The organism is Achromobacter spanius, assembly GCF_002966795.1.
Classification (GTDB): domain Bacteria; phylum Pseudomonadota; class Gammaproteobacteria; order Burkholderiales; family Burkholderiaceae_B; genus Achromobacter; species Achromobacter spanius_D.
Window position 1 is genome coordinate 231,116 of sequence record NZ_CP023270.1, and the last position, 24,666, is coordinate 255,781.

The 24,666-nt window shown below is 61.8% G+C and carries 21 protein-coding genes; 14 read left to right on the forward strand and 7 right to left on the reverse strand.

Features of this window, described 5'->3' with window-relative positions; translation table 11 throughout:
• Positions 1 to 149: 149 nt before the first annotated feature.
• Positions 150 to 659: a DMT family transporter gene (locus CLM73_RS01130; protein ID WP_105236960.1), complete on the reverse strand. Its 510-nt coding sequence runs from the start codon at positions 657 to 659 to the stop codon at positions 150 to 152.
• Positions 660 to 761: 102 nt separating this feature from the next.
• On the opposite strand from CLM73_RS01130, the gene CLM73_RS01135 reads away from it, so the two are divergent.
• On the forward strand, positions 762 to 1,667 hold the full coding sequence (locus CLM73_RS01135) for a LysR family transcriptional regulator (protein WP_105236961.1): 906 nt from the start codon (positions 762 to 764) through the stop codon (positions 1,665 to 1,667).
• A gap of 317 nt (positions 1,668 to 1,984) precedes the next feature.
• Complete coding sequence (locus tag CLM73_RS01140) at positions 1,985 to 2,464, forward strand: hypothetical protein (protein WP_105236962.1); 480 nt, start codon at positions 1,985 to 1,987, stop codon at positions 2,462 to 2,464.
• A 140-nt stretch (positions 2,465 to 2,604) separates the two neighbouring features.
• Here the strand turns inward: CLM73_RS01140 and CLM73_RS01145 are convergent, their stop codons facing one another.
• Positions 2,605 to 3,297 carry a hypothetical protein gene (locus tag CLM73_RS01145; RefSeq protein ID WP_105236963.1) on the reverse strand — a complete coding sequence of 231 codons (693 nt, stop codon included), beginning with the start codon at positions 3,295 to 3,297 and terminating at the stop codon, positions 2,605 to 2,607.
• A gap of 244 nt (positions 3,298 to 3,541) precedes the next feature.
• On the opposite strand from CLM73_RS01145, the gene CLM73_RS01150 reads away from it, so the two are divergent.
• The 7 genes from CLM73_RS01150 (at position 3,542) to CLM73_RS01180 (ending at position 10,446) form a co-directional block, all read left to right on the forward strand.
• On the forward strand, positions 3,542 to 4,303 hold the full coding sequence (locus tag CLM73_RS01150) for an enoyl-CoA hydratase/isomerase family protein (RefSeq protein ID WP_105236964.1): 762 nt from the start codon (positions 3,542 to 3,544) through the stop codon (positions 4,301 to 4,303).
• On the forward strand, positions 4,300 to 5,919 hold the full coding sequence (locus tag CLM73_RS01155; RefSeq protein ID WP_105236965.1) for an AMP-binding protein: 1,620 nt from the start codon (positions 4,300 to 4,302) through the stop codon (positions 5,917 to 5,919). Before CLM73_RS01150 ends, CLM73_RS01155 begins: the two co-directional genes overlap by 4 nt.
• On the forward strand, positions 5,916 to 6,851 hold the full coding sequence (locus CLM73_RS01160; RefSeq protein ID WP_105236966.1) for a hydroxymethylglutaryl-CoA lyase: 936 nt from the start codon (positions 5,916 to 5,918) through the stop codon (positions 6,849 to 6,851). The genes CLM73_RS01155 and CLM73_RS01160 overlap by 4 nt, the downstream gene beginning before the upstream one ends.
• Before the next feature lie 52 nt (positions 6,852 to 6,903).
• Complete coding sequence (locus CLM73_RS01165) at positions 6,904 to 7,431, forward strand: MarR family winged helix-turn-helix transcriptional regulator (RefSeq protein WP_105236967.1); 528 nt, start codon at positions 6,904 to 6,906, stop codon at positions 7,429 to 7,431.
• A gap of 73 nt (positions 7,432 to 7,504) precedes the next feature.
• Positions 7,505 to 8,239: an enoyl-CoA hydratase/isomerase family protein gene (locus tag CLM73_RS01170; protein ID WP_105236968.1), complete on the forward strand. Its 735-nt coding sequence runs from the start codon at positions 7,505 to 7,507 to the stop codon at positions 8,237 to 8,239.
• Entirely contained in the window at positions 8,236 to 9,432 is a 1,197-nt protein-coding gene (locus CLM73_RS01175) for a CaiB/BaiF CoA transferase family protein (RefSeq protein ID WP_105236969.1), read from the forward strand. The genes CLM73_RS01170 and CLM73_RS01175 overlap by 4 nt, the downstream gene beginning before the upstream one ends.
• Before the next feature lie 42 nt (positions 9,433 to 9,474).
• Positions 9,475 to 10,446, forward strand: a complete 972-nt coding sequence (locus CLM73_RS01180; protein ID WP_105236970.1) for a Bug family tripartite tricarboxylate transporter substrate binding protein — start codon at positions 9,475 to 9,477, stop codon at positions 10,444 to 10,446.
• Positions 10,447 to 10,577: 131 nt separating this feature from the next.
• Here CLM73_RS01180 and CLM73_RS01185 read toward each other — a convergent pair whose 3' ends face one another.
• The 4 genes from CLM73_RS01185 to CLM73_RS01200 form a co-directional block, all read right to left on the reverse strand.
• Positions 10,578 to 11,528 (reverse strand): NAD(P)H-dependent flavin oxidoreductase, encoded by a 951-nt coding sequence (locus CLM73_RS01185; protein WP_105236971.1) that lies wholly within the window; start codon positions 11,526 to 11,528, stop codon positions 10,578 to 10,580.
• A gap of 152 nt (positions 11,529 to 11,680) precedes the next feature.
• Positions 11,681 to 14,137: a TonB-dependent siderophore receptor gene (locus CLM73_RS01190; protein ID WP_105236972.1), complete on the reverse strand. Its 2,457-nt coding sequence runs from the start codon at positions 14,135 to 14,137 to the stop codon at positions 11,681 to 11,683.
• Between the two features lie 116 nt (positions 14,138 to 14,253).
• Entirely contained in the window at positions 14,254 to 15,267 is a 1,014-nt protein-coding gene (locus tag CLM73_RS01195; RefSeq protein WP_105236973.1) for a FecR domain-containing protein, read from the reverse strand.
• Positions 15,268 to 15,272: 5 nt separating this feature from the next.
• Positions 15,273 to 15,767 (reverse strand): sigma-70 family RNA polymerase sigma factor, encoded by a 495-nt coding sequence (locus CLM73_RS01200; RefSeq protein ID WP_105236974.1) that lies wholly within the window; start codon positions 15,765 to 15,767, stop codon positions 15,273 to 15,275.
• 317 nt (positions 15,768 to 16,084) lie between these two features.
• Here CLM73_RS01200 and CLM73_RS01205 point away from each other — a divergent pair, with 317 nt between their 5' ends.
• The 4 genes from CLM73_RS01205 to CLM73_RS01220 all read left to right on the forward strand — a co-directional run bounded on the left by CLM73_RS01205 (position 16,085) and on the right by CLM73_RS01220 (position 22,768).
• Positions 16,085 to 16,789 carry a hydrolase gene (locus CLM73_RS01205; protein WP_105236975.1) on the forward strand — a complete coding sequence of 235 codons (705 nt, stop codon included), beginning with the start codon at positions 16,085 to 16,087 and terminating at the stop codon, positions 16,787 to 16,789.
• A 152-nt stretch (positions 16,790 to 16,941) separates the two neighbouring features.
• Positions 16,942 to 18,459 (forward strand): MFS transporter, encoded by a 1,518-nt coding sequence (locus CLM73_RS01210; protein ID WP_234015776.1) that lies wholly within the window; start codon positions 16,942 to 16,944, stop codon positions 18,457 to 18,459.
• 263 nt (positions 18,460 to 18,722) lie between these two features.
• The gene (locus CLM73_RS01215) at positions 18,723 to 21,458 is read left to right on the forward strand and encodes an McrB family protein (protein ID WP_199778226.1); all 2,736 of its coding nucleotides are present in this window, start codon (positions 18,723 to 18,725) and stop codon (positions 21,456 to 21,458) included.
• Positions 21,458 to 22,768 carry an McrC family protein gene (locus CLM73_RS01220; RefSeq protein ID WP_199778227.1) on the forward strand — a complete coding sequence of 437 codons (1,311 nt, stop codon included), beginning with the start codon at positions 21,458 to 21,460 and terminating at the stop codon, positions 22,766 to 22,768. Before CLM73_RS01215 ends, CLM73_RS01220 begins: the two co-directional genes overlap by 1 nt.
• A gap of 137 nt (positions 22,769 to 22,905) precedes the next feature.
• Here CLM73_RS01220 and CLM73_RS01225 read toward each other — a convergent pair whose 3' ends face one another.
• Positions 22,906 to 23,196 carry a hypothetical protein gene (locus CLM73_RS01225; protein ID WP_158685817.1) on the reverse strand — a complete coding sequence of 97 codons (291 nt, stop codon included), beginning with the start codon at positions 23,194 to 23,196 and terminating at the stop codon, positions 22,906 to 22,908.
• A 45-nt stretch (positions 23,197 to 23,241) separates the two neighbouring features.
• On the opposite strand from CLM73_RS01225, the gene CLM73_RS01230 reads away from it, so the two are divergent.
• Positions 23,242 to 24,651, forward strand: a complete 1,410-nt coding sequence (locus tag CLM73_RS01230; RefSeq protein WP_234015777.1) for a PLP-dependent aminotransferase family protein — start codon at positions 23,242 to 23,244, stop codon at positions 24,649 to 24,651.
• Positions 24,652 to 24,666: the final 15 nt, after the last annotated feature.

The window sequence follows — 24,666 nt, forward strand, 5'->3', positions numbered from 1 at the left end:
GAGCTAACGAGCTGTAGATCCCGAAGTTCTGGTACGGCAAAGAAGCTCGCCTTTGGCGAGCTTCTTGCGTTGGCCCATACAACTGCATATAGGTCGATGGCACGAGATCAGATCAACTGCCGAATTTGACCGAGGCCCGTGGCCTGGGCTCACCGAGTGAGCGGATTGGTCGATGCCGTATCTGCCATCTTGGCTTTGCCGCCAGGCCCTTGGATCAAGAATACGCCCCCAAGGATCAAGAGGACGCCAGCAATCCGATATACGTTTAGAGGCTTACTTGCCAGCCCCATCAGCCCGAAATGGTCGACCAACACGGCAACAACCATCTGACCTGCGACAACGCAAACCAGGAAGCCGCCTGCTCCGAGCTTTGGAGTCACGCCGGCCGCGGCAGCGACATACACGGCGCCAAGCACGCCTCCAATCCACAGCCACCACGGACCTTGGGCTACCGCCGCGAAGTTGGGCGCCGGAACTCGCAGGATTGCCATCGTGGGTAGGATGACGGCCAGACTCACGCTGAGGGAGATTAGCGCTCCCCAGAGGGAATTTCCCATCATGCGCCCAATTGTGGCGTTGGCGGCGGCCTGGAATGGAAGCACCGCGCCCGCGAGAAGGGCGAGGGCAAGCGGCGCGAGCAGTTCGACTTTGTTCAACATGAGTGGCTTCGTCCGTTTCGATGACGGCTGATCAAAATTTCCATGTTGATGTATGTGCTAGATTCATGGAAATCGTTTGCATGCACCTTTCATATTCGCGCCATGGATGACCTGAGACGGATCGACTTAAACCTCCTATTGGTCTTGCACGCCATACTCGCGGAAAAACATGTGAGCCGCGCGGCCGTGCGTCTTCACAAAAGCCAGCCTGCCGTGAGTCATTCGCTTGCGCAGTTGCGGTTGCTTTTCGAGGACCCGCTACTGGTACGACGCGGAGGAAAATTCGAACTGACGTCGCGGGCGGAGGCATTGGTAAGGCCGTTAAACGAAGCACTGGCCAGCCTGAATTCGCTTGTGTCATCGCCGGAGTTCAAACCTGGGCTGGCGGAGCGACGGTTTCGGTTGGCGCTTTCTGACTACGCTTCCCGTGCGGTGCTGCCGGATCTCGTGCGTCATGTGCGGGAGCACGCTCCCGGTATCGACCTGGCCATAAGCCAAGCCAGCAGAGAAGCCATGTTGGCCCAGCTAGCCGATGGCGAGCTTGACCTCGCACTAGGAATATTTCCTAGTGCTTCTTCGTCCATTCAGCTCCAGGAGCTATTCCGCGACGACTTTGTGTGCGTTGCAGACAAGCGCGTCTTGCCTGCCGGCGTGCCACTGGAATTCGAAGACTGGATTGCAAGGCCTCACGCGATGGTTTCGCTACGTCCGGATGCGCGTGACGAGATTGAGGTCGCCTTGGCTGCCATAGGGCGGCAGCGCCGACTGGCTTTGGTATTGCCTCACTGGGGCGCCGCGGTGGACGCGATTCCAGGCACAGACCTGATACTTACCGTGGCCCGTCGGGCAGTAGGGTCCTTGCAACGGCACAAAGGACTGCAACGGTTTGCTCCGCCGTTGGAACTTCCGGCGTTCTCGTACCAGCAGGCTTGGCACGAGCGGCGCTCTGAGGATCCGGCTCATCGCTGGTTGCGGGAAAGCGTTGCCATGGTGGCCGGTCGCTCTTGAGTGGCGCCGTCCAAGCTCTACCCGGTAGGCCTGTGGGTCCCGCAGTCTTGGATGGCTTAAGGCTCAGCCGCCACGCTTCGACTGCCTTAACGCGGCGAAACCGATCGCGACCGACTTTTGTTCAATTCTCTTAAGTTGGAGGTCGAAGGTTAGGGGTGCGACCGACTTTGACCCACGTTTTCTAATTCGAGAGATCTCTCAAAATCAACGCTTTGCGTTGGGAATCTGCGACCGACTTTATTTCCCTCTTTCAGTTCCAAGGCCCGTTCACACGGGCCTTTTCTCTGCTGCAGAGGCTATGAGGCAAGGAAACCGACATGACATTGCTGGCACAACGCTTCCTGGATCATCTCGCCGCTCATGGCTGGACGGTGGTGCGGACCACGCCCACCGCGACGCCAGCGGCCGTGCCGTTCGAAGCGCACGGCTATGGCGCTTTCCTGGCGACATTCGCCGAATTGCACAACGCGAATCAAACACGCTGGTTCCTGAGCGCTGCCGACCATGACTGCACGGCGGACAGCGCCTTTCCTTGGCACACCCTGCGCGATATCAGCCTGGAGGCTGCGCTGGACGACGCCGGCCGGCAGGCGGTCTTGAACTTCTGGCAACAGCACACGCCGATCTACATGAGCGTTGCCGGCGAGTACGAATTCCTCGCGATAGAACGTGGCTCGGGCCGCATCGTGCACGGCATCGAGCCGGAGTTCGAGGACGTCCGCGTCGTTTCCCCGAATCTTGGGGCCCTGTTCGAAGACATGATAGCGGGCCGTGCCACGGCGGCGCTTCTGGCGTAACACCGTGCGGCGCGCGACGCGACCTGGTTCATGGACGGCTATTGGCCGTCCGTGCAGTTTGCCGTAGCCGATGTGCCGATAGCGTGGTTCTGCGAATCCTGAACCAGGCTATCGCTTTGCAGGGTCGGTCGCGGCTGTACTCACTTGCGTTGAACGTCGCCAGCGATCTTCCTGGCCGTCAGCGTCACGGTGAAGAACTCGGCAAGCTTATCGGCTGGAACGGCATCCAACTGGTCTCTTCCATAATCAGCATGTTGCCCGTCCTGGAATCGGGGGTAATACCCTTTCCAGAAATGGCGCACCTGTGTGCCGCTCGCGAGCACTTTTTTCGCAGGAAGCCCGGCTACAAATCGCGTATCGGCGATGTCCGCCCGTGCTCGCAAGGCGACGCGGGCCTCTGTCAATGCCCAATGGCAAGCGCCCTGCCCGTAGTAGTCCTCATCGAGCAGCATGTCGGCATACACGGTGCCCGCGTACTCGGTGGCGGATATACGGGAAAGGCGGAATGGTTCGTGGCTGGTCAATGTCGGCACGTGGCCGGACAGGGCGTTGGATTTTCCACAGCGCGCGCCGTTGCTGGCGTCGAATTGCGCAGTCCCTTCGACGACCGTAAACGGCGATTTGCCGTCGGCTGTGCTTGAGAGATCGGACGTATTGGCAAGTGTGAGCCGTATCTCATAGGCCTGCGTCGGAGCGGGGTTCAGCTTGCGTAGCGGCGCTTTGGGCGGGGTGTCGGCGTAACTAGACCCGCACCCGGCGGTGGCCAGAAAGACCAGCGTGGGCAATGTCCAACGTAAGGCCGGCGGCGAGAGGTATCGAAGGGCGTTCGACAAGGTCGATGTTTCCTAGGCAAGGTATTTGTTATCAAAGTCTGCCACGAAATTGAACGTCTATTTTTTGGCCGGTCACAGTGACGGTGCCCAGGCGCATTCTTCCGATCAGCACCGGCATTCCCAGTCGAAAGCAAGCCGTGACCACGCGTCAAAAATATAGTGGATTAAATCAACTAATCGGCATATAGTGACTTTTTGGCCGCGGCTTCTTGCGGTGACGAGAACCGAACATTCAGGAGCAGGCATGACCCAGACTTATCACACGATTCTGTTTGAGGTGCAGGACCGTGTCGCGACGGTGACGTTGAACCGTCCCGATAGCCGTAACGCGCTCAGTTCGCAGATGTGCGCGGAGCTGGTGCACGTCATGGAGGCGATTGCGGCCGACCCCGGCGTGCATGTGGCGCTGATCATGGGCAGCGGCCCGGCCTTTTGCGCAGGCGCCGATCTCAAAGAACGCAAGACCATGAACAATCAGGAGATGACGGCGCGCCGGGTTCAGGGCTTTGCCGCCTATGCTTCGATCGAGCGTCTGCCGCAGCCGGTGGTGGCGGTGGTCCATGGTCCGGCGTTTGGTTCGGGGTGCGAGATTGCCGCCGCCTGCGACTTTGTGCTGGCGTCCAGCGAGGCCGTATTCTGCTATCCCGAAGTGGGTTGGGGCACGGTCGGCGCGACGCAGCGTCTGCCGCGCGTTGCCGGCGCGCGCAAGGCCAAAGAGCTTTTGTTCACGGGCCGCCGCTTCCACGCCGAAGAGGCGCGCGAGATCGGCCTGGTCAACCATGTGTATGCGCCCGATGCGTTGCTCCAGGAGGCGCAGGCCATGGCGGCCGCCATGGCCCGTGCCCAGCCGCTGACCATGCGGCTGACCAAACGCAGCATCGATCAAGGGCTGGCCACGACGCGCGAAGGTGCGATGGCCATTGAACTGCTGGCCATCGAAGAAAACCTGCGCGGCACGGATTGGCAAGGCGCCATCGCCGGCTTCGGCAAGGAGTCGCAGGCATGAAGGCGATGACGCTGGCTGCCGTATTGGCGCAGACCGTGGCGGCGCGTGGCCCGGAAGAGGCGTTTGTTGCCCCGGGTGAACGCTTGAACTGGAATGAACTGGCCGCGGGTGCCCGACTCCGCGCGCGGGCGTTGTATGGGGCCGGGGTGCGCCGTGGCGACCATGTCGGCATCTTTCTTGGCAATGGCGGCGACTGGCTGCAGCTGTTCTACGCTTGCGCCTTGATCGGCGCCGTGACGGTGCCGGTCAATACCCGCTTCAAGACCGAAGAACTGGCTTTCTGCCTGCAACAGGCGGACGTCAAGCTGCTGCTGACGGCCGACACGTTTCTGGGCATCGACTTTCTGGAACTGCTGCAACAGGTGGAGCCGGCCTTGACTCAGCGCCTGCCGGGCGCGGCGCTGCCGGTACTTGAAAAAGTGGTAGTGCTGGGTGATCGAAACCTGCCGGGCACGACCTCCTGGGAAGACTTCATCGAAGGCGCAAATCGTGCCGACGATGCCGGCTTCGATGCCGTCTTGCACGCCGTCAGCAGCGATGACGTGCTCCTGATTCAGTACACCTCCGGCACGACGTCCTTTCCGAAGGGCGTCATGCTCACCCACGCCAATATGCTGGGCAATGCCGCAGCCGTGGCGCAGCGTATCGGCGTGCAGCCCGAAGATCGTTACTTCAGCATCCGGCCGTATTTCCACGTGGCTGGCACCACGCTGTCCATTCTGGTCAGTCTGGTGACGGGATGCTGCCTGTTGACTTTGCCGCGCTTCGAGGTGGGCGAGGCTTTGCGCATGCTGGATGAAGAGCGTTGCACGCTGACCTCCGGCAACGACACCATCTTCCTGATGCTGATGGGCCATCCCGATTTTGACCGCCGGCGGATCCATCTGCGAGGCGGGTGGGCCGCGGCAGGCCCCGAGGTGATGCAGAAGATCCGCGATGTCATGGGTGTGCCTTCAGTGTGCAATGCCTATGGGCAGTCCGAAGCTTCGCCCAACATCGTCATGTCGGCCTGGGACGACGAGTTCTCCCTGCGCGCCCAGGGGTGGGCCTTGCCGCATCCCGGCATGGAAATCCGCCTGGTCGATCCGGCTACCGGCGCGGTGGTCGCAGCCGGCGGGCAGGGCGAAATCCAGGCCCGTGGGTGGAGCGTGATGAAGGGCTACTACAAGATGCCCGAGGCAACTGCGCGCGCCTTGAGCGCGGATGGCTGGCTCAGCACGGGCGACCTGGGCGAGATGAATGCCGATGGCCGCTTGCGCATGGTGGGACGCTTGAAAGATATGTTCCGGGTCGGTGGTGAAAATGTGGCGCCGGCCGAGGTAGAAGAGGTTCTGCACAGTCACCCGGCCGTGCGCATGGCGCAGGTGGTGGGGGTGCCGGATGCCCGTCTGGGCGAGGTGCCGGCCGCCTTTGTGCTGTTGCGCGAAGACCAGCAAGTCGAGACAGCCGAGCTGATCGCCTGGTGCAAGAGCCGTTGCGCCAATTTCAAGGTGCCGCGCTATATGGAAATTGTCGATACCTTCGAGAACATCGGCATGACGGGCAGCTCCAAAGTGCAGAAAAACAAGCTGCGTGCCCATGCGCTCGGACTGTTTGGCCTGGGGGAAAAAGCATGACGCGCGATGTGGTGCTCTGCGAGTGTTTTGCCCGCGATGGCTTGCAGCACGAGCCGGATTTCATTCCTACCGACATCAAGACCGAATTGGTCGATGCCTTTGCGGCGCTGGGTTTTGAGCGCGTAGAGGCGACTTCGTATTCCAATCCCAAGGTCGTGCCGCAGTTCGCAGACGCCAGCGACATGCTGGCATCGCTGCCGCGGCGAGACGGCGTCTGGTACAAGGCGACCTGCGCCAATGCGAGGGCCGTGCAACGGGCGCTGGCCGATCTGGAGCGGGGCCAAGGCGCCAATGAGATCAGCCTGCTGGTCTCGGCCAGCGAGTCGCACTCCGAGCGCAACCTGAAGCGCAGCCGCGCCGATCAATGGCGCAACATCGCCGAGATGGCAGGCATGGGGCGCGGCCATTTTCGGATGATAGGCACGATCTCGGTGGCCTTTGGCTGCCCGTTCGAGGGCGCAGTATCGGCCGACAGCGTGCTGCGCGACGCCGAGCGCTACGCGGCGCTGGGCGTGGATATCGTCACGTTGGGCGACACCACCGGCATGGCCACGCCGCAGGCGGTGCGCGAGCTGTACGGCGTTTTGCAACGCGAACTGCCGCAGCTCACGCTGGTGGCGCATTTCCATGACACGCGCGCAACCGGCCTGGTGAATTATGTGGCGGCGCTGGACGCCGGCGTGCGCTGGTTCGACTGCGCCGTGGGCGGGGTCGGCGGCCATCCGGCCAAGGTCAAATATGGCGGCGGCCATACCGGCAATGTGGCGACTGAAGACCTGGTCAATCTATTCGAATCCATGGGCGTGCGCACCGGACTGGATCTGGACGCGCTGGCTGTCGTATCGCAGCGCTGCCGCGAGGTGCTCGGTCGTGATCTGCACAGCCGCGTGGCCGACAGCGGCTTCAATCCGCTGATCACCGCCGGCGCTTGAGCTGCGTTTGTATATCATGCCCTCGTCACCACAGCCGCTCCAAGAGGACTCCATGGCAACCCGAAGCAAGCTTTCCACCCGCCGCGCCCCGCCTGCCGCGCTCAAGGAGCTGTTTTCCTACCGCTTGAACAGGCTGGCATATGTGTCCAGTCGCATTGCTGCGGGCCTGAACGAGAGCCGCTATGGCGTGGGCCCGCGTGAGTGGCGGATCCTGGCCTTGCTGGGTGCGGCGCCCGATATGTCTTTGAATGCACTGGCAAGTGAAGCCAATATCGACAAAAGCCAGGCCAGCCGCACGGTGTCCGACTTGATCGAACGCGGCCTGATCGAGCGCAGCGCGGATGCCCAGGACGCTCGCGGCGTCAGCCTGGACCTGACGCGCGCCGGAAAAAAGCTTTACCAAGAGATGTTTCCGGCCGCCGTCGAGCGCAATGAAGAAATGCTGGCCGTACTGAGCGAAGACGAGCGCGAGGTGCTGGAGCGCGCCTTGGAAAAGATGACTTCGCACATGCTGAACATGCTCAACGACCTGAAGGCTGAAGTGCCGGCACGCCGCGGTCGCGGCGTCCAGCCCCGCTGAAGCAACCGCCTGTCCGAGACGGGCTTTTTTATGCTCATAAAGTTGATTAAATCAATTAATTGGAGGTAGAGACATGACCGAATTGATTATCGAGAATCAGGGCGCGGTACGCGTGCTGCGGTTGAATCGCCCGGAAAAACACAATGCCTTGAACACCGCCCTGACCACCGGCTTGCTGGCGGCCTTGCGGGAGGCCGATCAGGATCTGGCGGTGCGCGCCGTCGTGCTGACCGGCAATGGCAAGTCCTTTTGCGCGGGCGCGGACACAACCGAGTTTTCGGCGCTGACGCCCGAGCATCCTGAGGCCGTGCTGGCGCGGGCCAGCCTGACCACCGATCTGCATCTGGCTTTCTCGCGCATGAGCAAGCCGGTGATCGGCGCCGTGCATGGCAATGCGCTGGGCGGCGGCGCTGGCCTGGCGCTGGCGTGCGACATGGTCGTCATGGCCGAGGACACGCGTTTTGGCTATCCGGAATTGCGTCACGGCATCGTGGCTGCCGTGGTGATGGCCAATCTGGTGCGGCAGTTGGGCCGCAAGCAGTCCTTCGAGCTGGTGGCCATGGCCGAAGCCATCGACGGCCATCGGGCACTGGCCCTGGGGTTGGCCAATCGGGCCGTGCCGGCCGCCGACGTCTTGCCGCAAGCGCTCGCATTGGCCGAGCGTCTCGCCGGCTGGGAACCCGCCGCCATGGGCCTCACCAAGCGCGCATTCCATCGGTGCGCGGATCTGGCGCTGGAAGATGCGTTGGGCGTAGGCCGCGACGCCAACGTCATCATGCGCGGGTTTCGTCAGGGGGCGGCGCGATGAAGCCGCTCGACGGCGTCACCATCCTGGATTTGTCGCGGGTGCTGGCCTGCCCCTTCGCGTCGATGATCTTGGCCGAATTGGGTGCGACGGTGATCAAGGTCGAGCAGCCCGAGGGCGGCGACGAGACGCGCGGATTCGAGCCCAAGGTGCACGGCGAGGGCGGCGATGAGTCGGCCTATTACCTCGCGTTCAATCGCAGCAAGCAATCGATCACGGTCAATTTCCGCAAGCCCGAGGGTCAGGATCTGATACGCCGGCTGGCCCGCGACGTCGATGTGGTGATCGAGAATTTTCCGGTGGGCACCCTGGCGCGCTATGGCCTGGACAAAGAACATATCGCGCCCGAGAACGCCGACCTGATTTACTTCTCGTGCACCGGCTTTGGCATGACCGGGCCGTATGCGCCGCGCAAGGGCTACGACACGGTGTTCCAGGCCATGGGCGGCATCATGAGTTTGACCGGCGAGCGCGATGGCGGGCCGGTCAAGCCGGGGTTGCCGGTGGCCGACTTGACCTCGGGCCTGTGGGCGGCGATAGGCATTTTGTCCACCCTGGTCGGCCGTGAGCGCAGCGGTCGCGGGTGCCATGTCGATTTCTCGATGCTGGACGGGCAGGTCGGTCTGTTGTCGCTGGCGGCGGCGCGCTACTTCGCCTTGGGTGAAGTGCCGCCGCGCATGGGCACGGAGCATCCGGGACGTGTCCCGTCGGCGGCGTTCGAATGCCGCGACGGCAAATGGGTGCAGATCACCGGCAGCGATCAACACTGGAAACCGCTGTGCGACCTCCTGGATCTGCCCCAATGGAGCGCCGACGGCGAGTTGGCGCGCAATGCCGTGCGGGTGGCGCGCCGCGAGGAAGTCATGGCCGGGTTGCAGCAGGCCGTGGCCAGGCTGGATCGCGAAGAGCTTTGCCGCCGTTGCGATGCGGCAGGCGTGCCCGCCGGGCCGATTCTGGATGTCGGCGAGATTCTGAATAACGAACACGTGCGCGCGCGCGGCATGGTCGCGAGCTACGACCATCCTCGCATCGGCCGCTTTGGCGCGGTGCCGGTGCCCTTCAAATTCGAGGGTTACGAAGATCCGCAGGTCGAGCGTCCTCCCTTGCTGGGCGAGCATACCGACGAGGTGCTGCGCACAAGGCTGGGACTGTCGTCCGAGGAAATCACGGCGTTGAGGGAGCTTGGCGCCATTTAGCAACACAAAAAGAAGCATCCCAATGAGGATCAGGAGACAAAGATGAAAACCTTGAAGCGATTGCTGTGCGGCCTGAGCGTCAGCGCGGTCTGCTGCAGTGCGAGCCTGGCGGCGGACAGCTATCCGAATCAGCCGATCACGCTGGTCAACCCCTATGCGGCGGGTGGCCCTGCCGACGTGCTGGGTCGAGCGCTGGCGCGCGAACTTGAAAAACAGCTTGGCAAGACGGTCATTGTCGAGAACAAGGCCGGAGGCGGCGCGGCGATCGGCGCAAACTTCGTGGCGCGCGCCAAACCGGATGGCTACACCTTGCTGCTGGGAACGTCGGCCGCGCATGTGGTGACGCCGTTGATGCAGCGGACGCCGTACGACGGCATCAAGGATTTTGCCTTCGTAACGATCGTGGCCAACCAGCCCAACATGCTGGTCGTGCGCTCGTCCTTGCCGGTTTCGACCTTGCCGGAGCTGATCGCCGTCGCACGAAAGGAACCGGGCAAGATCAACTACGCGTCGGCGGGGCCGGGCAGTTCACCGCATCTGGGAGGCGAGTTGTTCCGCCAGCAAGCCAAGGTCGACGTCATGCATATTCCGTACAGCGGCGCCGCACCGGCCATCAATGATCTGGTGGGCGGGCAGGTCGACATGGCCGTCTTGAATCTGGCGGCCAGCGTCCAGTTCATCCGCAGCGGCAAGCTCAAGGCGCTGGCCTATGCCAACCCCAAGCGTTCGACCCTGTTTCCCGATGTGCCCACCATGGCTGAAGCGGGGGTAAGCGGGGCGGAATCGGCGTCGTGGTACAGCCTGGCCGCGCCCAAAGGCACGCCGCCCGAGGTGCTGGAGAAATTGAACAAAGCCGTCCAGGCCGTGAATCAGTCGGCGGAATATCGCAAGCTGATGGACGCCCAGGGGGTCGAGCTCTGGACCATGACGCCGCAGGAAGCCACCCAATTCGTGGAGAAGGACCAGGTCGCCATGCGCAAGCTGGTCGAAAGCGCAGGCTTGTCGAAGAAGTAAGGAGGTCGACGACTTCCGGCATTAAACGCGTTGACTTCCGAAGATTGAATAAGTCGATCTTCGGAAGTCAACGCGTAGAAAGATGACTGCTCGCCCCGATCAACGGCTCCAGGTTATGAAACACCCGCCGTTCAAACCAGTGCGCTGACCCGCATGATCGCAACCAGGGTTTCCTCGACCAGGCGCTGCATCAATTCGGCGGCCGGCACCAAGTCATCGATCAGTCCGGCGCTTTGCCCGGCTTCGACTTTGCCCAGCTCGACATTGCCTTCCAGCGCCGCCTGCTTCAAGGTGCTTTGCGCGAACAACGCATCCAGTTCTTCATCGCCGCTGCGGCGCTCGGCACTGAGGTACTGCTGGGCAAAGGCGTTGCGCAGCATGCGCACCGGCGAGCGCCCGCGGCCTACCAAAGTGGTATCGCTCACGCTTGCCTGCATCACGGCCGCTTTGTAGGCGGCGTGTACGCTCGCCTCGGGCGTCAGCAAGAACCGCGTTCCGAGTTGCGCGCCGGCCGCGCCCAGGCAAAGCGCGGCGGCAATCCCCGCGCCGTCCGCAATGCCGCCCGCGGCGACGACCGGCAAGTCCACGCGCTGCACTGTTGCTCGCAGCAGCACATGGGTGGCTATCTCGTCGGGGCCGGGGTGCCCCCCGGCCTCCAGGCCGACCGCGATCACGCCGTCGACGCCGGCAGCCTGGGCTTTCTCGGCATGGACCGGGCTGGCAATGACTTGAAGCCACTTCATCCCGGCATCGTGGACTCGGCCCAGATGCTCCTTCGGTCCACCTTGCGAAGCGATGATGATGGGCGCGCCTTCCGCGATGGCGATGTCCAGATGCTCGCGTGCGCGCTTGTTGTAGAGCGGAATGTTCACCGCGTAGGGGGCGTCAGTCAGGCTGCGCAGTTTGCGCAGCGCACCTTGCAGCGCCTCCGGGTACATCGGTCCGGACGCCACGACGCCCAGGCCGCCAGCTGCGGAAACGGCGGCCGCCAGTTCCGCATTGGAGGAGGCCCAGCTCATGCCGGCTTGAACGATGGGATATCGGATGCCTAAAAGGCGGGTCAGCGGAGTCTGCAAGGTCATGATGGCATCTCATCGGAAAGGAACCATTCTCGTGCAGATGGTTGATTAAATCAACTAAAAGTGCGTTTTGATTCGATCGCTTGCGGTCAATCGAACCCAGCACAACCCGCGGCGCGCGGGCGGGCCTCGGCAGGTCACCGCCTCAGCCCTGATCAGAATCGCCCACGCACCGTGAAGATGGCGGCGCGCGGATCGCCATAGAAGTTCAAGAATCCGCCATAGCCGACATTGCGCACATAGGTGCGGTCGAACAGATTGCTTACCAGCAATGACGCATCCCAGTTGGCGTTGAAGCGGTAGCCGACCCGGGCCGAGTAGATCGCATACCCTCCGCTGTACTTCACCCCGCCCTGACGTGCGCTGCTGGTGTAGATGTTGCTTTGGGCGTTGACCCCGCCGCCCACGCTCCACCCCGACAGGGCGCCGCCGAAATCTTCGGGGCCGAAGCTGTAGTTCGTCCAGAGTTTGAACATCCGCTGGGGAATCATGTCGGCGTTGAACCGTTTGCCGACGTTGTCGGGATTGGTGTCGCTCAGGTACTTGGCACGCGTGTAGGTGTATCCCGCCGAGATGTCCCAGTTGGGCGTAATTTTTCCCACCAGTTCCAGGTCGACGCCGTCGCTCTGCACTTCGCCGGCCGACCGGTAGCACGCGCCATTGGTCGAGCCGCCGCAGCCAACGTGGTCGCCATCGACCATGGATCGGTTCTTGTCGCGGATGCGGTAAAGGGCCACGTTGAAGAACAGGCGCTCCGGGAGCAGTTGAACCTTCGCGCCCACCTCCGTCTGCCAGCCGACGCGCGGCTTGAGGACGTTGCCCTGGTAATCCTCCTGCGTCTGCGGCACGAAGGTGTCCGCGTAGCTGGCGTACAGCGTGACGCGATCGTTCACGTCCCAGAGCAGGCCGCCGTAGGGCGTGAACTCCTTGCTGGCCTTGCCCGCGCTGCGCACCCAGTCGGTGTTGGAGGCCGCGACGGTCCTGCTTTTGCTGCGATAGCTGGTCCAGCGGCCACCGATCACGAGCTTGAGCGGATCCGCCAGCGCGATCTGTGCGGAGGTATAGAGCCCCGATTGTTCGGTAATGGTCTGGCGGCGCGAGGCGACGTCGCGGTTGATAAGCGCGCTGAAATCGTGGTCATTGAAGACGTCCCAGTTCTGGGCCGTGAACGACGTGGACCCCAGCAAGTTGTCCGATCTGGACGCGTTGTACCCCACGGTCAACCGGTGCCGCAGGCCGAACGCCTCGATCGGACCGGTGACGTTGAAGTCGGCGCTGTCCCACTTCGTTTCCTTCTGGTAGTAGCCGTAAGCGCTGGAGATGTCCGCAAGCCCGGTAGCGATGTTTACTGGCGCCGTCGTGACGATGCCCACATAGTCGGCGTCCAGCTCGCGATGACTGTAGGCCGCGCGGGCGGTCCAGTCATTGGCGAAGCGATGGGTCAGGTCGGCTGAGGCCTCTTTGATGCGGTAAACGGAGTCCTGATTGGAACCCATGAAAGTTCGGCGTGACGGCAGGCTGCCGTCGCTCATCAGCGGCAGGCCCCAGAAGGTATTGGTCGTCCACTGGGAATAGGCGCCCGAAATGCCGAAAGTGGTGTGCGGCGTCAGGTCGTACTCCACGATGCCGTAGGCCACCTCGTCGCGGCTTTTGGCGTCGTCGTAGAACTTGTCCTCGTCATGCCGCACCAGCACGGTACGGGCGCGTAGGGTGCCGGTCTCATTCAACGGCGTGTTGAGGTCGACTTCGGCGCGGCGGCGGTTATTCGAGCCTGTGGATAAGGCGCCCGAACCGCCCAGTTCGGCGTAGGGCCGCTTGCGCACGAAATTGACCGTTCCCCCGGGCTCGCCGCTGCCCGTCAGCAGTCCCGAGGGACCGCGCAGCACTTCGACGCGATCATAGAGCGCCATATCGGTGAACGGATTGTTGGTCATGCCGACCATGGGCACGCCGTCGGCCTGGGCATTGGCCGTGTAGCCGCGCACCATGATCGATTCGGTACGGTCATAGCCCGTGGTGCTGACGCCGGTTACCTGATTCAACGCTGCCGCTGCCGTGGTCAGATCCTGGTCGTCCATCTGCTGACGCGTCAGCACCGAAACTGACTGCGGAATGTCGCGCAACGACGTCGCGCCCTTGAACATGGAGACGTTCGGCGAGGCGTAGGAGTCCAGCCCTTCGGTCGTCACGATGTCGGTACGGCCGATGACGCTGATCGGCGCCAGTTCCACGGCCGATTCCGTGCTCCGCGGGATGGGCGTCACCGTGTAGCCGCCGTTGGACTGCGCAATGGCCTGCAAACCCGTGCCGGCGAGTAGCGTCGCCAGCGCATCTTTGACCGCGTATCGGCCGATCACGCCTGCACTGTGCTTGCCGGCGATGTCTTCGGCCGAATAGGTGATCATCAGGCCGCTGGCCTGGCCAAACGCGCTCAGCACGGTTTGCAGCTCGCCCGCCGCAATGGCATAGGTCTGCGTGTCATGCTGTGGCGCGGTCTGCGCCTGGGCGCTGGGCGCAGCGAGCGCAGACAGCAGCGCGATTGGAGCGATGAAAAATGCCGCCAGCGATATGGCGGCGGTGCGCGCTTGGGCGCGCTGTTTGAATTGACCCATCAGGCTTGCCCTTCAACAAAACAGAGTGACTTCTGCTTGGTATGTCACTTAGCTCGTGAAAAACCCCTCAGATTTCGGGGCGGCGAAGCCATGAATTTTGTAACTGCCTTGCAGGCCTAGGCGCGAGCCTGCACCGTGACCCAATAGCGGGTTCGCGTGCGCACGCTCACCGGCAGCGTCCTGCCGAGCATGTCCAACACGCGCTCGGTGTCGTCCACAGGGAAGATGCCGGACACGGGCAAATGGACGATCGCTGGGTCGCATCCGAGATGGCCGCTGCGATACCGTGCAAGCTCGGCGACGAACTCACCCAGCGGCATGCGATGAACGATGAGCATGCCGTTGGACCAGGCGCCGGCCGCCGGGTCGGCCTGCGCGCTACTCAGCAGCTGCCCGCGATCGAAACGCGCCTGCCTTCCCGCTTGCACCACGAAGGACCGGGCCGGCGCGTCAAGCGGCGTGACCTCGACCGCACCGTCAAGGACGCTGAGCTCGCATTGGCTATCGAACTGTCGAACGGCGAAACGGGTGCCAAGGGCCCGCAGAACACCATGAGCCGTTTCGACCAGGAAGGGTCGCGCCGGCGCAGCCCTGCCCCGATCCGCGCCAGTGGTGACCAGCATCTCGCCGCGAATCATCTGCAACAGCCGGCGTTGCTCATCGAAGCGCACATTGACGGCGCTGTCGGTGTTGAGCATGACCTCGCTGCCGTCCGCAAGGGCGATGCGATGGCGCTTCCCGACCGCGGTGTGATAGTCGGCGCGCCATGCCCGCCAGCCGGAAGTGTCTTGCACCGCCCACGCTCCTGCTACCGACACGACGCCGCCCGCCAATAGCCGTAGCGCGCGGCGTCGACTCTGCTTGACCGACGCGTCCGGCGCCGCGAGGGTCGAGTGCGCGATGGCGGGGTTCATCTGCCGCAAGCAGAGCGTCATCTCCTGCAGATGCGCCCAGGCGCGGGCATGCACGCCATCGGCTTGCAGCCAGGTGCGCCATTCGTCGTGAGTTTGCTGCGTTGCCTGCGGCGAGTCCAACGCAATGAGCCAGCGCACCGCCGCCTTGCTCACGGCAACCGGAATCGGCGCGCCGTGCACGCGGGGCACCGTGGGGATACTGGCGGGTGTTTCCATGCGACTTAGCCGAAACAAACCTGATGGACGGCGCGCTCGAGGTAGCGCTGCACTGTGGCCACCGATACGCTCAGCGCTTGCGCGATTTCCACCTGGGTCATGCCTTCTACCTGATGCATCAGAAAAGCCTTGCGGGCCGCCAACTTCAATAGCGACAGACGCTTGTCGATCTCGAGCAAGGTTTCGAGCAACAGCGCGCGCGTTTCCGGGCCTGGCACCTCGGGTTCGGGCAACTCGGCCAGCGTGGCGAGATAGGCTTCTTCGATCCGGCGTCGTCGATAGAAATTGGCGACCACGCGCTTGGCGATTGTGGTGAGTAGCGCCCGAGGCTCGCGAACGTTTACGGGTTCTTCATTGGCCAGCAACTTCATGAAGGTGTCATGGGCCAAATCCGCGGCGTCGAAACTGTTGCCCATGCGGCCGCGCAGCCAACCATGCAACCAGCCGTGATGTGCGCTGTAGAGCGCCTTGAATTCAAGTGAAGAGGGGGAATCGTGCACAACCGCAAGCCTAGGTCGAACGATAAATGGAAATGAGAAACGGTGCTAATTATGCATCATCAGGTTTTTTCCCCGTCCGGCTGACGCCAGACCCGCATGCAGGTCGCACGTGCGTTCAGTCCAATGCTTTGCCAGATGACTATCGCCGCACTTTGCCGACACGCACTCAAGACCCACGATAACCATCGTTCCATAAAAAGAACGATGAAGGCAAAAATCCCCATCTACCGGCTGATTGTCCCGAAGAATATAGTTCTGTTCATCGCAGCAACGCGCTGCAAGCAACACCCCAAACCTACTTCTTCAAGGACACTGACATGACCAACACCACCGCCAAGCTCGAAGTGCTGACCCCCGAAAACAGCCAGATCATCTTCATCGATCACCAACCGCAAATGGCCTTCGGCGTGCAGTCGATCGATCGCCAGACGCTCAAGAACAACGTCGTGGGTCTGGCCAAGGGCGCCAAGGCGTTCGACATTCCGACCATCATCACCACCGTCGAAACCGAATCGTTCTCGGGCTACACCTACCCCGAACTGCTCGATGTCTTCCCGGAAAAGAAAGTGCTGGAACGCACCTCGATGAACTCGTGGGATGACCAGAAAGTGCGCGACCAGCTCGCCGCCAACGGCCGCAAGAAGGTGATCGTGGCTGGTCTCTGGACCGAAGTCTGCAATACCACCTTCGCGCTGTGCGCCATGCTGGAAGGCGAGTACGAGATCTACATGGTTTCCGACGCGTCGGGCGGTACGTCCAAGGAAGCGCATGACATGGCCATGCAGCGCATGATCCAGGCAGGCGTCGTGCCGGTGACGTGGCAGCAAGTGCTGCTGGAATGGCAGCGCGACTGGGCCCGCCGCGATTCGTACGATGCCGTGATGGAGATCGTCAAGGAACACTCGGGCGCCTACGGCATGGGCGTGGACTACGCCTACACGATGGTGCACAAGGCTGCGCAACGCACGCAGACGAAGCATGAGGCGATCGCGCCCGTCGCCGCGCCTGTCATCGCTCGCTAAATCCCAGGCCCGCGGCCGATGCCGCGGGCTTTTTTTCTTGAACTGACCGGCAGCCCCGGAGCCTCCCATGACGACCGCCGACACCCGCCCCGCCGACGCCCAGCCGTCCTCGCCTTTCGCCTATTCCGCCTTCTCCGTGCTGGGTTGCCACCGTGCTGTCCAACATCGGGACCTGGATGCATGACGTGGGCGCCGGATGGCTCATGACGTCGTTGTCGCCCTCGCCCATGTTCGTGGCGCTGGTGCAGACCGCGGGCGCCCTGCCGGTGTTCCTGCTGTCGCTCCTGGCCGGCGCGCTGGCCGACACGATGGATCGCCGCAAGCTGCTGCTGATGGTGCAGATCGCGATGGGCTTCATCGCCCTGGCGCTGGGCCTGGTGGTGTGGTTTGGCCTCACGACGCCGTGGGTGCTGCTGGGCTTTACGTTGCTGATGGGCATCGGCACCGCGCTGTCGGCGCCCGCTTGGCAGGCCATCGTCCCCAGCCTGGTGCCGCGTCCTTCGCTGCAGCAGGCCATCGCGACGAACAGCGTGGGCATCAACGTCAGCCGTGCGATCGGCCCGGCGCTGGCCGGCGTGCTGATCACCAGCCTGGGCGTGGCGATTCCGTTCTTCGTCAATGCGGTCAGCTTCATCGTGGTGGTGGCCGCACTGATCTGGTGGAAGCCGCCGGTTGCCGCCGAAAAGCGTCTGCCCCGCGAGCAGCTGTTTCATGCCATGCGTGCCGGCCTGCGCTTTGCGCTGCACAGCAAGCCGCTCAAATCCACGCTTGTTCGTGCCGTCGCGTTTTTTCTGTTTGCCAGCGCCTACTGGGCCCTGCTGCCGGTGATCGTGCGTCAGGTACTGCAGGGCGGCGCCTTGCTCTACGGCATCATCCTGGGCTGCGTCGGCGCGGGTGCGGTGATCGGTGCGATGGTGCTGCCGCCGCTGCGCAAGAAGCTGGGTCCGGACCGCAGCGTCATGGCCGGCACGCTGGGCACGGCGCTCACGCTGGTGGTCTTTGCGGTGATCCCGCATCCCGTGGTGGCTGGTGCATTCAGCTTCCTGGCCGGCGCGTCGTGGATCATGGTGTTGACGTCGCTTAACGTATCGGCGCAGGTTGCCCTGCCGGACTGGGTGCGTGCCCGTGGCCTGGCGATTTTCGTGACGGTGTTCTTCGGCTCGATGTCCGCGGGCAGCATGATCTGGGGCCAAGCTGCGGTGCATGCCGGCGTCCCCGCCGCCATGCTGATCGCCGCCGCCGGCTCGGTGATTGCGATGCTGCTGACCCGCAAGGCCAAGCTGCAGCTGGGCGCCGACCTGGACCTCGCGCCGTCGATGCACTGGCCCGAGCCACTGATCGACCAGCAGGTGTCGCATGATCGCGGTCCGGTGATGATCACGGTGGAATACCTGATCGACCCGGCACGCGGCGCGGACTTCGTGCAGGCCATGCAGCATGCCGGCGCCGAGCGCCGCCGCGATGGGGCCTACGCATGGGGGATCTTTGAAGACGCGGCACAGCCGGGCCGCTACCTGGAATATTTCCTGGTGACGTCATGGCTGGAACACCTGCGCCAGCATGAGCGTGTGACCCACGCCGACGCGGACCAGCAGGCCGAAGTGCGCGGTTTCCACATCGGGGATGCGCCGCCGAAGGTGTCTCACTTCGTCGCGCCTCAGCCAATCTAAGTTTTCTTGTTATCGAATGCGGCTCACTTGAGCCGCATTTTTTTCGTGCTTAGTTTCAGACCGGCCCACAGCCTGCATAGACCATCAGTTCGGGACCGTGCGCAATCGGTACGATTTATTCCAAACCAGCCAGACGTTTAAATTAAGAAAAGACGGCCCGAGCTTCCCTACAACCGGGCTGCACAAACCGCCGTTGAAGATTTGTGCGAAGCGCTAAGATACGCCGCAATCTGCGTTAAATCGTTGTTGACCTGGGGGGTTAAATGAGAGAAGTCGAGTTCAAGGCATGGATGCAGGCCGAAGGTTTTTCGAAAGCCACGATAAATACGCAGATGACGGACGTGCGGCGGATCGAAAAGGCCTATGGTGATCTCGATAACCTGCCAGAAGGCCAATCGCTGGAGGCGATTCGAGATTCATGGCGGTACTCGAAAGCGGATCAGCGGACTGATCGGCCGAATCCCTCTCGCTTCGAGGTCGAGGGCGATCTCTATCACAGCCTGTCGCATTTCAGGTCGACCCTAAATTACTATCGACGCTTTCTCGATTCACAGGCTCTCTCAAAGGGGCCCGGACCGTTTGGCCTGACGACGCAGGATATTCTTCTGGCAATCGAGCGGTGCGATGCGGCGAAGTCGACCGCCGACTTCATCGCCAGCCACGAAGGTCTGGGAAATCCAACGAAGTTTTGGCTGTTACATCGGGGGAAACGCTACCCCAGCAAGGCGATAGTGCGTGATGCGTTGGGCCATATCGGCAGCGATGCGCTCCCAGGAGGCGACCGGTGCAAAACTGCTCTGGATGCTCTCGGCTTCTTGGTCATCGACTGGAGAGCCTTCATTGCACTGCGCGAGACATTTTTCGCACGGACGCCGGGATTTGTAAATTTTCGTCAACAAAGCGGAGCCTATTGGGCCAACGCGCGGCATCCAAAAGACAGTGCTATTCAGCAGGTCCAGAAAATTGCCGCGTCGCCAGCAGACGATCGAAGCGCAGGCGAACAGATTTATCGTGCGCTCACTGATGACGGCGAGGGCCTGCCTCTGCCGCAGCGAATCCTGAACCAGGTCGAAATGGCCGAAGCGGAACCACGAGATCGCTTTTATGAAGCGATTGCCCAGATGGCACGGAGCGAGGATGACCCACTGGCCACCATCACCGATGGTGCCAAAGCGCTCGAACAGTTGGAAGGCGATGGCATCGCCGGACTTCGTCGGGGTGAGGTTTTAGCGATCGCTGTCAGCGTCGTCGGAACAGTTCATCCAGAGGCCGCGTGCTGGTTTGATATTAGCCGTGTCGAAGCGATGGGGGAGCGCCTGTTCGGCCGCCAGTTGTTCGACCACAACGATTTCACATCCACCGATCTTGAAGAGTTTCTGCAAATCGTGCGGGCGCTGTTCGCCTTGTTCGACGGGGAGCTTGGTTGGGATCCCGTGGACCTTTTTGATGTGCAGGGCTTCATCTGGGTGGCGCTGGATGACAAGCGAGGGCGCGAAGACGAAGCGCAATCTGTCAACACATCAAAGGCCGAAATCCTACAGGAAGGCCCTTATTGGTTCGTTGGCGCCTCTTTCGGTCGGACCAATGATCAGTTCGACCGCTTCATCGCCGAGGGGATCTGGCAAATTGACAGCCCCAGTGATCGGCAGCGCACTCAGGTGTTGCGTATGCAGCCTGGCGATCCTATTGCGATCAAAGCGACTTACGTTCGCAAGAACGGTCTGCCCTTCGACAACCGCGGCCGCTCGGTATCTGTCATGTCGATCAAGGCGGTCGGCAAGATCAGGGCCAATGAAGGGGACGGTGAACGGGTGTCGGTTGAGTGGGAGCCCGTGCTTGCTCCTCGCGAGTGGTATCACTACACATATCAGCCCACAATCTGGGAAGTTCACACCACCAATCAGATGGCCCAGCGCCTGATCCGCTTTGCATTCCATCGTGAAGATCAGGATCATGCCTGGTTTCTTCAGAACTTGGCTCACTGGGGCGGGCTTCCCTCAGACGAATCGCCTGTGCTGGATCCGGTCAAGCGCTCGCCGCAAAACCTTATTTTGTATGGGCCCCCGGGCACGGGCAAGACCTACCGCACCATGGCAGAGGCGGTGCGGCTGTGCCGCGGGCTTCCGGACAGTGATCCACTATTGCATGATGCGGCGCGGCGACAAGAGTTGCGGCAGGCCTATGAGGAGTTGAAGGGCCAAGGTCAAATCGGTTTCGTTACCTTCCATCAGAACTATGCATACGAGGATTTCGTGGAAGGTTTACGGCCGCAGCCGCTCACCGATGGCGTGGGCTTTACATTGAGGGCACAACCTGGCGTGCTACGGCAGATGGCTGAAGCGGCCGAGGTGAGTGCCGAGGAGCATGTCCTCATCATCGACGAGATCAACCGCGCCAATATCTCCAGGGTATTCGGCGAACTCATCACCCTGATCGAGCCCGACAAGCGCATTGGCATGGATGAGGGCATGCGACTTACCTTGCCCTATAGCAACGCGCGCTTCGGCGTCCCGGCCAATCTTCACTTCATCGGCACCATGAACACAGCAGACCGGTCGATCGCGTTGCTCGACACTGCGCTCCGGCGTCGGTTTGAGTTCCGCGAGTTGATGCCGGATGCTTCACTGCTTGGGCGCGTAGCCGGTATTGATCTCGCGGCGCTGCTTGCCACAATAAATGAGCGGATTGAATATCTATTCGACCGAGAGCATCAGATTGGTCACGCTTATTTCATTCACTGCGAAACACGGCGAGACGTGGACGAGGTCATGCGGCATAAAGTGATTCCATTGCTCGCTGAGTATTTCTACGAAGATTGGGGCAAGGTAGCCGCGGTACTGGGTGATGGTGTTGATCGAGACGACGATCATGGAAGCGGATTCATTCAGCGTCACCGACTGAAGGCACCCAAGGGATTGAGCAACGGCGAGGATTCAGCCCCTCGTTATCGGTGGAGCGTGCGCGACACCTTTTCCTATAACGGCTTCCTCCCGCAGTGATGCGCCGTACGATCCTGGAATGGGAGACGATTCGCTACGGTGATGCGGCGGACGAAATCCCAGTGTGCGCGGCAGACCGGATAGCGGCGGTCGCGGCGGCATCGCCGTTAGCCGGTAAAGAAGGCGGCGGTATCCTCGAGTATGGCCGCAAAGGGCTTCGTGCACGTGGTGTCGTCGGAGTAATCGTTGCTGCAGGCAGCGTGCTGGAGATCTTGCCCAAGATTGATATTCCTGGCGAGGATGGCGATCAGGCTACCGGAAGCATCCGCCGCCGGCTGGTCCATATGCTGGGCGTGGCGCTGAACCTGAAAATTGATTCTGGGCAAGTCACGGCCCTTGACTGGCAACGTGAGACGATTCTCGAGATCCTGATTCGTTTGTTCTCGGAGAAGTTGGCTGATGCCGTGCGTCAGGGTATGCCGCGCCGATACCTCGAACGGGCCGACGATCTGCCAGCATTGCGTGGACGCCTGGACGTGAAGCGCCAGTTTACGGCGCTTGCCGTCGAGCCATCTCGGCTGGCTTGTCGCTTTGACGCGCTGACTCACGATATCGCGCTCAACCGCATCATGAAGGCGGCGGTCGTGCGGCTCTCCCGTAGCGCACGCTCAATTGATAATCAGCGGCGATTGCGAGAACTCGCATTCGCCTATGCGGACATTGCCGACGTCCCGCGCTCCGCGCTGCGGTGGAACGACGTGGTTTTGGATCGCACCAACGCGCGCTGGCACGAGCTGCTAAATCTCGCGCGCTTGTTATTGGGTGAGCGTTTCCAAACCACTTCGGCAGGCGGCATTGACGGCTTCTCACTGTTATTTGAGATGAGTACCTTGTTCGAAGAGTATGTCGCGGGGACGCTCAGGCGAGCGCTGAGCGATACCGATCTGCACGTCGTTACTCAAGGCGGTCGGCTCTATTGCCTTGAGACTGCAGATAGACGGGAGTTATTTCAGACACGGCCAGATATTTTGATTAAGCGTGGCAATGCCGTGTTGCAGGTGATAGATACCAAGTGGAAGCGAGTCGTCTCAGGGATCGAAGATCCTAAACGAGGGGTGTCGCAGACGGATGTGTATCAGATGATGGCCTACGGCCGTGTCTACGAATGCGGAAAGTTGACCCTGCTCTATCCGCATCATGCGCAGTCCGGCAGCGACGAGGGCTTGATCGCTGACTACGCAATCAAATGCGGCGGGGGTCGTTTGGAGCTTTTCTCGATCGACGTGTCGCGCGACGACGATACTAAGGCGCGCTTGGTCACAGCTTGCTCATCGAGTAAAGGCGAACCAAACGCCACGCTTGCGGAATAGTGTTGGAACGCTCGCCGTAAGTTGGCTCACTCGCGTTGCCATCGCGTACTAGCCTCGATCATCATAATCTTGACCGCTTCGCGCCTTGTCCGAATTGTTGCCACTGAGTGAGGTGTTCTCGCATGCTGGGGTTCCCACTACCGTGCTTCCAGCTCCTTCTTCTCCTTCTCTTTTCTGGCGCCTTCGCGATGAGACTTGATGGCGAGGAACATGCACACGGCCAGCACGCCGAGCTTGAATATGCCGAAGACTAAAGGAACCCAGAAATTCATCATTGCCTCAAAACGCTGCTTCAGCAGCTTGATCGCTACTCGTGGACGCTGAACGAGGTCAGGAGGGCGCGGAGCGAGTGCTAAAATCCATACAAGATTGCGAATTCTACCGCCAAAATCCATACAAGCAGTTGAATTGTCCGGCTCGTAGGTCATTGCCACGTGCGCAAGCGGCCAAAACCCCCTGGAAGAAGATCAGACATGGCTCTGTCGCGTCGCCTGAAAAAAGCAAGCATGTCGTGGGTGCGGCCCCTTACCGCCGGTGCGGGCTCCCGGTATCAGCAAATCGCCACGCAGATCGTCACCGCGGTGGAGGACGGCGTTCTCCGGCCCGGCGACCGCCTGCCCACACAGCGTGAATTGGCCCAGGCATTGGGCGTCGACCTCACGACCGTCACGCGGGCCTACTCGGAAGTTCGCCAGAAAGGGATCCTGGAAGCGCAGGGGGCCGGTGGGACGTACGTGGCCTATTCCGGGTCGGCAACAGGCGGCACGATCGATCTGGGGATGAACATCCCGCCGTTGCTCGGCAGTGCGGCGTTTTCAGACATGCTTGCGCAAGGCAGCGGCTCGACACAGGTCGCGGCAAGCTCGATGGATCTGATGAGCTATCACGTGGGAGCGGGTGCAATACGGCATCGTGCCGCCGGGGCGAAGTGGTTGCAGCCGATGCTTGGCAGCTTGGATTCTGACCGGATCGTGGTTTGCCCAGGCGCGCAAACCGCGATCGCCGCCCTGCTTCTGGCCAGAAGCCAGGCCGGGGGTGCGATTGCGTGCGATGCGCTGACATACCCCGGCTTTCTGGCTGCAGCCCGCTTGCTGCAGCGGGTGGCCGTCGGGGTGAAGTCGGATGCATTCGGCATGGATCCCGCGGACCTGGAGCGCGTGTGCCAAAAGCATCGCCCGGCAATGCTGTATTTGAATCCGACGATTCAAAACCCGACCGCACTGACGCTGTCCACCGAGCGGCGAACTGAGCTGCTGCGGGTGGCCAAGAAATTTGCGCTGCCCGTCATTGAGGATGATCCGTACTGGCTGTTGGCCGAGCGGCCGCCAAGCACGATGTTTTCGTTGGCAGCCACCGCGTCGTCGACGCCGGTCTACTACGTGTCGACGCTATCGAAATGCATCGCGCCGGGACTGCGAACCGCTTACCTGGTCGTGCCCGCCGGCGAGCCGTTGACGCCCGTGCTCGATGCGCTGCGTTCGCTGGCGCTGATGCCCACGCCCTGGATGACGGAGATGGCGTCAACGTGGATCGAGTCGGACGCAGCGGTTCACTGGATGGCGCAGGTCAAGGGGGAGTTGCGGCATCGGCAAGCCATTGCTGCGTCGATCTTACCGGGGGAGATTGAAGCCGACCCGAATGGGCTGCATCTCTGGCTGCAGTTGCCGGGTCATATCGATCTGTACCGGCTTATACAAACCGCGCTTGAACAAGGCGTGAGTGTCACGGATTCGGCGTCATTTTCCACGGGGTCGTTCAGTCCGTTGGCGCTTCGTGTGTCGTTGGGGGGCGCGATTGATCGAATTCGTTTGACGCACGGTCTGAATCGGTTGGCGGAGCTGCTTAAAGGCGATGTTGCCAGGCGGATTCCGCACGTTGTCTGAGTTGCAGCGACGTGC